The organism is Mojavia sp. (assembly GCF_059505145.1).
Map to the genome: position 1 here is coordinate 1 of NZ_JCACKA010000150.1, position 11,848 is coordinate 11,848.

General features: G+C 42.3%; 8 protein-coding genes, 1 pseudogene and 2 CRISPR repeat arrays. All 9 genes and pseudogenes read left to right on the plus strand.

Annotation, left to right across the window (positions count from 1 at the left end; all coding sequences use genetic code 11):
* Positions 1–464: pseudogene (locus AC5JL8_RS38105) on the plus strand (hypothetical protein); the annotation flags it as partial.
* A 118-nt stretch (positions 465–582) separates the two neighbouring features.
* Positions 583–2,403 (plus strand): hypothetical protein, encoded by a 1,821-nt coding sequence (locus tag AC5JL8_RS38110; protein WP_495884868.1) that lies wholly within the window; start codon positions 583–585, stop codon positions 2,401–2,403.
* Positions 2,396–3,358 carry a DevR family CRISPR-associated autoregulator gene (locus tag AC5JL8_RS38115; protein ID WP_495884869.1) on the plus strand — a complete coding sequence of 321 codons (963 nt, stop codon included), beginning with the start codon at positions 2,396–2,398 and terminating at the stop codon, positions 3,356–3,358. The genes AC5JL8_RS38110 and AC5JL8_RS38115 overlap by 8 nt, the downstream gene beginning before the upstream one ends.
* Positions 3,339–4,094 carry a hypothetical protein gene (locus AC5JL8_RS38120; protein WP_495884870.1) on the plus strand — a complete coding sequence of 252 codons (756 nt, stop codon included), beginning with the start codon at positions 3,339–3,341 and terminating at the stop codon, positions 4,092–4,094. Before AC5JL8_RS38115 ends, AC5JL8_RS38120 begins: the two co-directional genes overlap by 20 nt.
* On the plus strand, positions 4,075–5,124 hold the full coding sequence (gene cas6 / locus AC5JL8_RS38125; protein ID WP_495884871.1) for a CRISPR system precrRNA processing endoribonuclease RAMP protein Cas6: 1,050 nt from the start codon (positions 4,075–4,077) through the stop codon (positions 5,122–5,124). The genes AC5JL8_RS38120 and cas6 (AC5JL8_RS38125) overlap by 20 nt, the downstream gene beginning before the upstream one ends.
* A gap of 17 nt (positions 5,125–5,141) precedes the next feature.
* The gene (gene cas4 / locus AC5JL8_RS38130) at positions 5,142–5,741 is read left to right on the plus strand and encodes a CRISPR-associated protein Cas4 (protein WP_495884872.1); all 600 of its coding nucleotides are present in this window, start codon (positions 5,142–5,144) and stop codon (positions 5,739–5,741) included.
* A 54-nt stretch (positions 5,742–5,795) separates the two neighbouring features.
* Positions 5,796–6,773, plus strand: coding sequence for a type I-D CRISPR-associated endonuclease Cas1d (gene cas1d, locus AC5JL8_RS38135; RefSeq protein WP_495884873.1), 978 nt, complete (start codon positions 5,796–5,798; stop codon positions 6,771–6,773).
* A 10-nt stretch (positions 6,774–6,783) separates the two neighbouring features.
* Positions 6,784–7,080 (plus strand): CRISPR-associated endonuclease Cas2, encoded by a 297-nt coding sequence (gene cas2 / locus AC5JL8_RS38140; protein WP_495884874.1) that lies wholly within the window; start codon positions 6,784–6,786, stop codon positions 7,078–7,080.
* Positions 7,081–7,297: 217 nt separating this feature from the next.
* Positions 7,298–7,918: a CRISPR direct-repeat array (repeat unit 37 nt).
* 568 nt (positions 7,919–8,486) lie between these two features.
* Positions 8,487–10,586: a CRISPR direct-repeat array (repeat unit 37 nt; unit sequence GTTTCCAAACTCAATTACCCCGTGAGGGGACTGAAAC).
* A 110-nt stretch (positions 10,587–10,696) separates the two neighbouring features.
* Complete coding sequence (cas6, locus tag AC5JL8_RS38145) at positions 10,697–11,836, plus strand: CRISPR-associated endoribonuclease Cas6 (RefSeq protein ID WP_495884875.1); 1,140 nt, start codon at positions 10,697–10,699, stop codon at positions 11,834–11,836.
* Positions 11,837–11,848: the final 12 nt, after the last annotated feature.

Consider the following 11,848-nt stretch of genomic DNA (forward strand, 5'->3'; position numbering starts at 1 on the left):
TGCAACCTGTCCAATTTCTTCTTCCAAACCTGTCCAAAATCTTCTTCAAGTCACATCAAGATATTTTGAATCAATGCTTAGTGCCTTTACTACATAATGATTTCTCTGCCAACAAAGAACAGATTCATGACATACGGCACACAGTCATACTAGCGGCAGGCCGTCATCACTCTGCTTGGGCTGGGGGATGGGAACAATCAGACTTAACCCGGATTAAAAATATACAGTTACACCCACAAGCCCAACAAGCGATCGCTCAAAGTTGGAAAACGATGCTGCGGTATCTGCCCTCTACTTTATCTTTGCCACCAGCCAATCTCAGCAAAAATGTTTACCCAATCAAACAAAAATTCGATTTGAATAGATTTACTAATGACCAAATTGAGTATTTGCAACTTTATCTACTGGTGGTCAGAGCTTTAAGACTGTGCGATCAGCGTTCGGTACAACTGCGTAATATCTAGCTATTTGTAGGCTGTATTTATTTTTTGTTGGATGAGTATCATTTGACTTTGGAAGACCCCTCTTCCAACGGGGTATAGAATCTTATTCAGTTTACAAATCTCATCGGTTATGCGCTAGATGATAGAGCATCTATTTGTTAGCAAAAAATACGGGAATTACGCTGATACACTGCTTTTACTAGGTTTAGTGCAACTTGCCGAGTATGCCTTAAAGAAAACAAATCAAAAAAGTGAGATTGGGCTTATAGATGAAGGCAGGCGTTACTGCATCCAATTCAAAGGGGCTGTAAATCTAGAGGCGATCGCAAAGCTCGATTATAGTAACCCTTTCCCACCAGTTAAAGGTCAAAAAACAGACACCAGCAAAATTCCCCCAGAGACAGACTTTTTTGACACAGTTAAGGAGAGTGAAAAACGGAAACTATACAAGGACTACGTATTTCTGCAACGAGGTCAAACTCAATGTAATGAAGAACCACCAGAACCACCCCATCCGAGTACCCAAAATGGAGTGATTCTGACCTCTATGCGGCACGATCGCAATCATAACGAACTATGGCAGCTAGGATATCAACTTAAAGAACACTACGGTGCTTTACTGGTTGCACTATTTCAAGCATTTAGTGAAGATACGAATTCTAAATCAAATACAGAAACTAACCGTTGTCAGAAACTATTTGCTCAAGCCACGAATAGTAAATTCGCAGATATAGCCAGTGCAGTCAAAATTTACCTGCCAACATCGGTTCAAGGAGTTAACCGAGTTAAAGCAGATAGTAATAAAGTAGACTCTCAAAAAGCAGATTGGTTAAGTCTATGGCTGATTGCTGGAGGTTTATTTAGCTTTGGTGTTGCCGAACGGATTAAAATTGCTGACCGTGTTTTTGACTGGCGAGTAGTTGTTCTAGAACCTCAAGATATCCGATTGAGTAAATATAAAGAAGTACTAGACCAACTGCGTAAGTATAATCTACCTTCCGGTGGGCATGGTATTGCTCGATTTGATGCGGAGTTGGTTTTGCGATTTTGCCAAGAACTTCTGAATAACCATGTTTCTCAAGCTGATGCAGAAGTTGATGAATTTGATATTTGGGAACCGATTAACCATTTTGTCAAGAGCTTTACTGGCACTCATTTTGGTTCTAAAGGTCAGGTTTATGGAGTTAAAGAAGTCTTTAGCTTGGGACTGCCTGGTTGGATTCGTCCAGCAAATTCTCAAGAATTAGCAGACTATCAAAGTGTTTTACAAGAGCATTTATCAGTAATCAGCACTTTGTCAGCAGAGGAAGGCCACAGTGAACTATTAACTGCTTATCGAGACTTTATTACTGGTACAAGTTTACGTCAATTTTTTCCTTTTCAAGTTAGTTATGCAGATTACGTTATTAAACGGCTGGCAGATACTAAATCTAGACCGCCGCGTTTATTTTCTGTTACAGGGTTAAATACAATGACCAAAAAGGATTCAGACTTTACCAAAATTACTCAAGACCCCAGTTTTTTACGCATAGCTAAAGCAATTAACCAAGCAACTGTATATGCAGGAAAAGTACAGACGAAGCAAGGAGTGAAAGAACTTGAATGGCAGCGAACTTACGGGTTAGCACAACGTTTGAGTAGCCAATCTGGGTCAAAGAACGATTTCTTAAAAGAAATTACTGACTTTCTCGCCAAATACGAAGCTGAAAATTTACGCCTGTCAGAGCAATTACAAAAAGAAGGTAAATCCCTTAAACGTGTTTGGACAACTAAAGAAGACCTGGATCGCTTGGTGGAGTTAGTAAACAACAATGACACCGTACTAGTTGCTAATCTCTTAATTGCTTATGGATATGCTCGTTGGACGAAGCCCAAAAATGATGATTTAGAAACTGACCAAGAACAAGATATTGACGAATTAGAAGATACTGCAATTTTAGGAGAATCAAGCGATGACTAATATACAATTTCCAGTTTACTCAATCTCAATTAGTGGTTGCTTGTCTTGGCAACTTCATGCTTTGAACAATGAAGGTAACGAAGGTAATCAAAGTTTAACTCGTCGTTATTATATTATTCAAAAAGGCATGAATGAGCCTGAATCTGTTAATGGTGTTTCTGGGGATATGCTCAAGCATGTCCAGGCAGAACATCTACATCGCGTTGCAATTCAAGATGAATTAGCATTATCTGAAGGTGGTAAGCAATTTCATCCAGACCGCATTGGTTATGACTTAGAAAAAGGATTGCCAATTTTTACAGATGCCGATACTGATTTAGCAACCAAGACTAATCAAGTCATCCAGCGCTGTACTATGAGTGACCTAGAAGGATTTATGGTCACAGTTAAGGGTGGCCAAACTCTCAAACGAGAGTCAGTAATTGAATTTGGTGCAGTCGTAGGTTTACCAACTCTAGTAAAAACTCAAAGTTACTTTCATGCAAAGTACGGTACGGATAACCCAACCCCCTACAATGTACAAGTCAGTTCTGGTTTGTATGCAACTGTCTTGAACATTGAAGCTTTTCGTATTGGTTATAATCCGCATACGTTTAACTACAGTATTGATATTACTGAACGCAAAAAACGTTTAGATGCTTTACTCAAAAGTGTGCTGTACACTTACCTCCAACCTAACGGGGCAAAGCGCAACACCAACTTACCTCATCCTGACCATTTTGAAGGCGTGATTACGGTTAGTACCCGCCGTTGCCCTGCACCGATGATTAGTTCTTTAGAAACAAGTTACATCCGTCAGATTCACAGTTTGGCTGATACCTTAAATAATCTCAACGGTGCAGATACAGTACTTTGCTTTGATTTCAATAATATTGCTCAGTTCGCTGAACAAATTGAAACTTTGATTGAGCGAGCGCAACCTTGGGAGAGCGACAATGCCGAAGCGATTGAGTAAGTCAAATACTCCTCAACAGGAGTTGCAAGCAAACGCAAACCAATGGCTAACTGTCGCCTATCAACCTGTTAGCCTTTTCTCTCTCAAGCGCTCCGATGCTACTAGCATGGCTGCTCGGTCTAACCTTGTACCAACTCCTTACTCTATCAAGATGGCATTGTTAAAAGTGTTGCTAGAAAGTCAAGGAGGGCAACACCAAAGTGACCTTGACCAATGGATTAAAAGCCAATTCATCTGGATTCGAGACTTGAGTATTTACATTTGGCCACCTGAAAAGTTGGTGGTTAATCGCAACGGTTACAAACTCCGTTATTACGACCAAACTGCTGATAAAGCAGATAGAAGCCGCTCTACTTTACCAATGCAGGATGGTTTTGTATTTCGGGAATGGGTGTATATGCAAGGTCATCTGCAAATTTGTTGTGGCCCAAGCGGTCGTCTAACACAATTAGAGCAACTGTTTTCTCTAATAAACTATTTCGGCAAACGAGGCTGCTTTTTTCAGTATCTACCAGAATACAAGCAACAAACTCTTGGGCCTCTATTTCAACCAAATCCTACTACTAGCTTTACAGTGCAGCCGATGGATGACCTGGGCGAAAAAACCACCTTCAATCGAATTAATCCTTATTCCACAGACAAAGCACAACTAGATAAAGACCGAGTAATCAAGCCAGGATTTCTCCCTGTGCAACTCACAACTAGCAGCGCCCATTATGATATCTACCAAAGATAGTGAAGCTGTTTTAACCCGATTAAATTTAGTCCTCAAACGCACGCAAACAGTAACTAGTCCCACACCATTAATCTCCTGGCTGCCTCAAATGCAACCTACACCAGTCTGGATTCCCCTAAAAAATCATGCTGGTGTTTCTAAAATTATGCCTGTAATGCCAGACTTGAGTTTGTACCCGAAGCTTATGGAACTAATCTGTGGGCGTATAGCTCAAGGTAATTACGTCGAATGGCAACAACAACCTTATGAAATGACAGGAGTGGAAACTGATACTAATAGTCTGCACGTCATTCAAATTTCTCTTGTCGCTGCTGCACCATTACCACCAACATTAGGACGAGCTATTCATGCTCAATGTTTTCAGTGGTTTGCTAATACTGACGATGCTTTAGCCGAATATTTACATCAACAAGAGAGCGTACCATTCACTCTAACAATAGAATATACTGCCCCAAAAAAGATGCAGCTTAGAATTACGCTGCTCAAACAAGAACTTTTAGCGCCCCTACTGTGGGGATTACATAGCGATTTAGGGGGCGAAATAATTTTAGCAGGTGTTCGGTGTCGATTAAGTGAATGGATAGACATTTCGCAGACTAGTAGTTTTGCAAAATTGGTACAGATTCCTGGTCAAAACATTATTAAACTACAATTTCTCTCTCCTACTAGCTTCAAGCAGAGTGGAGCAGTACAGCCTTTTCCACTACCAGATTTAGTTTTTAATGGGCTGCTACGGCGCTGGAACAACTTTGCTCCAACACAATTAAAATTTCCCGAAATCAAGTGGAATAGTTTAGTTTCTGCTTTTGAACTGAAAACCTATTCTTTAAAGTTAGAAGGCGGCGCAGAAATTGGGGCCCAAGGTTGGGTTATGTACCGTTTTCCCGACTCCGAGCAAGCAAAGATTGCGACAGTTTTAGCTCATTTCGCCCATTTTTCTGGAGTAGGGCGTAAAACAGCGATGGGGATGGGACAGACTCGTGTTGTTGAGAAATTGGAAATGAACAAGAGCGGCAAATTGAATAACTAACTGTTGACTAACAACTTATGACTGAAGATTATTTACCCCTAGCGTATCTCAACGCTTGGGAATATTGCCCACGCAGATTTTACCTGGAATACGTGCTTGGTGAGATGGAAGATAACGAACACATAATTTTGGGGCGGCACATCCACCGCAACATTAATGAAGAAACCACCTTTCAAGAAGGCGAAACCCTGATTCATCAACAGCAATGGGTCTGGAGCGAGCGCTTGAAAGTTGCCGGGATCATTGATGCCGTGGAAGAATGCGATGGCCAACTTGTACCAGTGGAGTATAAAAAAGGCAAAATGGCACAGCACCTTAACGACCACTTCCAACTTTGTGCAGCCGCTTTATGTTTGGAAGAACGCACCGGACGCAGCATTACTTATGGTGATATTTTCTATCATGCTAACCGCCGAAGGCAGACAGTAGCATTTACACCACAATTAAGACAAATGACCCAGCAGGCGATCGCTCTTGCTCAACTTGCTGCTACTAGAGCTATGCCATCCCCAATTGATCATCCTAAAAAATGCCATTCATGTAGCTTGCAAGGAATTTGTCTTCCTTTTGAAGTCAAGCAATTACAAAAACCAATAGCTGCTGAAACTGATGATTGAATCAGTGCAACTTGATTAACAACTTTTATTCACTACTAATTACACACCTTTGATATGTCAGTGCTTTACGTTACCCAAGCTGATGCTGTTTTGAGCAAGAATTATGAGGCTTTTAATGTGGCTTTAAAGCAGGAAGATGGTTCTTGGAAAAAACAAAGTATTCCTGCACAAACTGTAGAACAAGTTGTCCTAATGGGAAATCCCCAAGTCACAGGAGATGCACTTGTCTATGCTTTGGAATTAGGAATGCCAGTTCATTACCTTTCTCACTTTGGCAAATATTTAGGTTCTGCACTTCCTGGCTACTCACGTAACGGACAATTGCGGTTAGCTCAGTATCAACTTTATAGCGATCCTGTGCGACGTTTAGAGTTAGTCAAAGCGATCGTCGCAGCTAAAATTCAAAACCAGCATACTATTTTATACCGCCAAAAAGCTGGGGATAATTCTTTAAAATCCTATAAAAAACTCGTTGAACAACAAAAAACTGTTAACGAAGTTCGTGGTATCGAAGGTGTTGCAGCACGAGAATACTTTAGTTACTGGGATGCTTTGCTCAAAGAACCTTGGTCATTTCCTAACCGCAACCGTCGTCCACCAACAGATCCAATAAATTCACTTTTAAGTTTTGCGTATGGATTGTTACGTGTTCAAGTAACAGCAGCAGCCCATATCACTGGATTAGACCCATATATTGGATATTTGCACGAGGTTCATCATGGGCAACCTGCGATGGTTTTAGACTTGATGGAAGAATTTCGTCCTTTAGTTGCTGATAGTTTAGTTCTGACTGTTGTCAATAACCGCATAATTCAGCCGGATGATTTTAGCGAAAGTTTAGGTGCATATCGTTTATCCGATGATGGAAGAAAAAAGTTTTTGCAAGCATTTGAACGCAAAATGAACGACGAGTTTAAACATCCAGTGTTTGAGTATCGCTGCCATTATCGACGTGCAATTGAATTACAAGCTCGACTCTTGAGCCGATACTTACAAGAAGGTTTAGTTTACAAACCTTTGATTTTACGTTAATCATTCAGCTATGCCTCATACTCTGTTTTATCTAATTATTTACGACCTACCAGATAATAAAGCGGCAAACAAACGACGTACCCGATTACATAAACTACTTTCTGGCTATGGGGAGTGGACACAATACAGTGTCTTTGAGTGTTTTTTAACAATAGTACAATTTACTACACTACAGACTAAGATCGAAAAACTGATCAAGCCCGCAGAGGATGCTATCAAAATTTACGTTTTGGATGCAGGAGCAGTTAAACGTACTATTACTTACGGTAGCCAGCTACCTTGTAAAAAAGAAAGCATTATCATATAATCAAGCTACTAGAATTTCTCGTGAACCAAAGCGAGGGCAAAAACCTAGTGAGGTTCACGAAAAACCCCAGAACCTTGATAAGTGAATAGTTACAGCCTTTTGTTTTTTAGGGAAGATGAGATTTAGTTGCAATAAGCTTGAGTAAAAGTGACCCATTTTTTAGGTTCACGAAAACTCTTCCCAGGAAGCCCGCTCCATAACAGTTTCAGAACGAGCGGTTTCCATTCATTATTACCCCGCAAGGGGACTGAAACTCGAGAACGGCAATACTAATAAGAATTGCCGCTACGGTTTCCATTCATTATTACCCCGCAAGGGGACTGAAACTTAAATTATCAAAAACGACTAGCTGAAGATTCAGAGTTTCCATTCATTATTACCCCGCAAGGGGACTGAAACAGCAGCAGGATTTGGACAATTCCTGCTGCGACCATCCGTTTCCATTCATTATTACCCCGCAAGGGGACTGAAACTTGAGATATTAGAAGGGGCACAGAATGCAAAGATTGTTTCCATTCATTATTACCCCGCAAGGGGACTGAAACTCTCCTACTATAAACACAGCCTTATTGCTTAGACAAGTTTCCATTCATTATTACCCCGCAAGGGGACTGAAACCTACTGCACTCTTCCCAAACTGAAGAATTTGACCCCGTTTCCATTCATTATTACCCCGCAAGGGGACTGAAACCTTATAATTGTTCTTCCACCGATCTAGTAGATTGGAAGTTTCCATTCATTATTACCCCGCAAGGGGACTGAAACATTTATCGTAAACAGAAATTAGATGATCAATAACTGTTTCCATTCATTATTACCCCGCAAGGGGACTGAAACAGGTTCTTTTTGGTGATCGCAACAGTTGTTTTGGTTTCCACCAACTAAATCCCTTAACGGGGACAACAGCCGAAATCTTTAGATTCATCTAGTGATCGCTGGTGAGTAAGCTAATCGTCATTCAAATTGCACTATTTTTGTTGTAACAGAAGCTGCAAACCCTCTCCCTTGCTCCCTGCCCCCTGCCCCCCTGCGGTCTCGATGTGCAAATTAAATGCTTAACAGCTTATCTATTAGCCTGGGGGAGAAAATCTGAGAGATGAAAACGGGTTAAACAGAGACTGCCAGTATGCCAAAATTAGCTAGAGTCAAAAAAATACTCGACAATCTTCAGTAATCGGCATATCATTGTTGTGTTAGCTTGATGATTCATGAGCCGAAGCGGGGTCAAAAACCGTGGGGGGTTCACGAAAATCGCCAGAACCATGACAAGATAATAATTACAGCGTTTCAATAATTCGGGAAGTTGCGAATAAGTCGCAATAACAGCGGCTGAAATCGACCGATTTTTGAGGTTGACGAAATCGCCTCCCAGGAAGCTTGCTCTCGTTAAGTTTCAGCACCGAGCAGTTTCCAAACTCAATTACCCCGTGAGGGGACTGAAACCTCAATGCTCATGTCAAAGCTTTGGGAGAAGATGAGTTTCCAAACTCAATTACCCCGTGAGGGGACTGAAACCTGGGTTTATCTGGGTCGTTGACGATAATATTGCTGTTTCCAAACTCAATTACCCCGTGAGGGGACTGAAACAAAGAGGCTTGCGAGGTTTGAGGGGAATCAAGGGAAGTTTCCAAACTCAATTACCCCGTGAGGGGACTGAAACCTAACCCTAAATGCCAGCGAAAATAAGGGGCGAGGTTTCCAAACTCAATTACCCCGTGAGGGGACTGAAACTACAGCGATCGCTAGCTTTGACCGAGGTGGCGATCGCGTTTCCAAACTCAATTACCCCGTGAGGGGACTGAAACCGTCAAACATTGAATCTGTAGAGTACGATGCACCAGAAGGTTTCCAAACTCAATTACCCCGTGAGGGGACTGAAACAGCTAAATCTAATTTTAGGAACGCCAATTGCGTCTGATGTTTCCAAACTCAATTACCCCGTGAGGGGACTGAAACATTACTGGTTTTGGCGGTGCAATTCAAAACTTTAGACGTTTCCAAACTCAATTACCCCGTGAGGGGACTGAAACATCGCTTAACAACACTATCTCAAAAGAGGTCAGTGATTGTTTCCAAACTCAATTACCCCGTGAGGGGACTGAAACTTACCAGGGCAACCCTGGAAACCTTATACAGACTTTCGTTTCCAAACTCAATTACCCCGTGAGGGGACTGAAACCAAACGGTAGAACTGTACTTTCTGGTTCTGGCGCTCCCAGGTTTCCAAACTCAATTACCCCGTGAGGGGACTGAAACATTCGACCATTAAAGAAACTATTTTAGGTTGAAATTCTTTTTGGTTTCCAAACTCAATTACCCCGTGAGGGGACTGAAACATTTCTCGGTAAACACTACAAGAAGATGGCAAGGGGGTTTCCAAACTCAATTACCCCGTGAGGGGACTGAAACAGGCTAACACCAAGCAGATTTAAACTTAAATTAATAGTTTCCAAACTCAATTACCCCGTGAGGGGACTGAAACATTAATCTTTGTGGCGATCATCAAACCTTCCTCGAATGTTTCCAAACTCAATTACCCCGTGAGGGGACTGAAACATATACCCGAAGTTGATGCGGGACAGCCTATTGTGGTTTCCAAACTCAATTACCCCGTGAGGGGACTGAAACTACCATTTGACCCAGAGCAATCACCAGAGATTTTAGTTTCCAAACTCAATTACCCCGTGAGGGGACTGAAACGCTGAATTTTTGTTAACATTGCCCTTACCTAATATAGTTTCCAAACTCAATTACCCCGTGAGGGGACTGAAACGCTCTTTGCGATTGAGCGGTTGCCTCTGTTGCAGCATTGTTTCCAAACTCAATTACCCCGTGAGGGGACTGAAACATGGTATAAGGATCTCCCTTAAGTGCGTCTAGAATTGTTTCCAAACTCAATTACCCCGTGAGGGGACTGAAACGACATCCCCAGTTTTGGGTTTGCACTGCTTCAAAGTTTCCAAACTCAATTACCCCGTGAGGGGACTGAAACTTTAGCTTGTTGTTTTCATTAAAATAATCTTTGTCAGCGTTTCCAAACTCAATTACCCCGTGAGGGGACTGAAACACACCAACTGCTTTACCTGCTACAATCACGCTTTGTTTCCAAACTCAATTACCCCGTGAGGGGACTGAAACGCTACTACGGTCACATCGCACCACGACCATATATGTTTCCAAACTCAATTACCCCGTGAGGGGACTGAAACATTTCAGTTAATGCTTGATCGATTTGTTCAGAGGTAGTTTCCAAACTCAATTACCCCGTGAGGGGACTGAAACTTCCCATGGGCTACACCAAAGACGGGCGATCGCTCCACTGGGGTTTCCAAACTCAATTACCCCGTGAGGGGACTGAAACGCTTTGACCGTGATTTAGAGGATCTAGGGCTATCTGTTTCCAAACTCAATTACCCCGTGAGGGGACTGAAACGAGTTGGAAGTACCATTTTTAGAAACCTACGCTACAGTTTCCAAACTCAATTACCCCGTGAGGGGACTGAAACACTTTAATGTCGCAGTCATAGCCTCCCATAGCGATGTTTCCATTCACTATTACCCCGCAAGAGGATAAAATCGCATAAAATATTGAACACGATTTGAGCCAAATCAAGCGATGCCAAGAGCAACCACAGCCCCCAAGCGCAAATCAAGAGCTAAATCAGCGCCCACTGACTCAGTTCCAACATGGGCAGATGACACTGAATTAGTAGGCTTGGTGTTTGATTTGGAGCCAACGGCAACAGCATCGCTTTACTCACAATATACGATTGCACTTCATGCTTGGTTTCTTGAGCAAGTGCGGCAAGTTGACCCAGACCTATCAGCTTATCTCCACGATGGACAGTCAGAAAAGCCATTCAACATCTCAGCACTGGAAGGTCAACTGCTTGCTAGTGGCAAGCAACTGCAATTAGTCGCCAACCAAATTTACCATTGGCATATCAATGGGTTGTCTCAGAGAGTGGCATTGTTTCTCAAACAGTGGTTAACTCATTTACCCCAAACAATCGATTTGAGAGGGGCATCCTTGCAAATAAAACAGGTGAGTATCGCTCATCCTCCAACCACTTATGCTCAATTACTGCGATCGCTAACTCAACAATCAGTAGTAGACCTAAGCTTTGTTTCACCAACGAGTTTTCGGCGCAAAGGACATCATTTCCCCCTGCCAGTACCAGAGAATCTTTTCCATAGCTACCTACGGCGGTGGAACGACTTTTCGCAGCAGCCTGTAGAACAAGAGATTTTTCTGGAATGGATTGATGAAAGCCTCATCATTCATCAGCATCGTTTGGAATCGATGAAAGTTGCAGCAGGCAAGCAGGGGTCAGTCACTGGTTTTACAGGAGCGATATCCTTGGGTTTGAGCAGGACAGCTTTAGCAAATACTGAATTTACACAGCTATTTTATGCTTTGGTCAGGCTTGCGCCATACTGCGGTACAGGACACAAAACTACTTTTGGTTTAGGACAAACACGCTCTGGATGGTTGGAACAAAAGCCAGCTACAACCGCGCAGTTGCTCACAAATATGTTGGCGGAGCGTATTGAAGAACTTACGGAAATATTCACTGCCCAACGCAAACGTCAAGGAGGTGAACGCACTGATAAAATTGCCACCACTTGGGCAATTGTATTGGCCCGTAGGGAACACGGAGATTCTTTAAAGGCGATCGCCTCTGATTTACAAATGCCTCTGTTAACCGTTAAAACTTCAAGGGGCGACAAGAGAGCTAAAGTGCTTGCTGTATAAGCTTCATAGCTC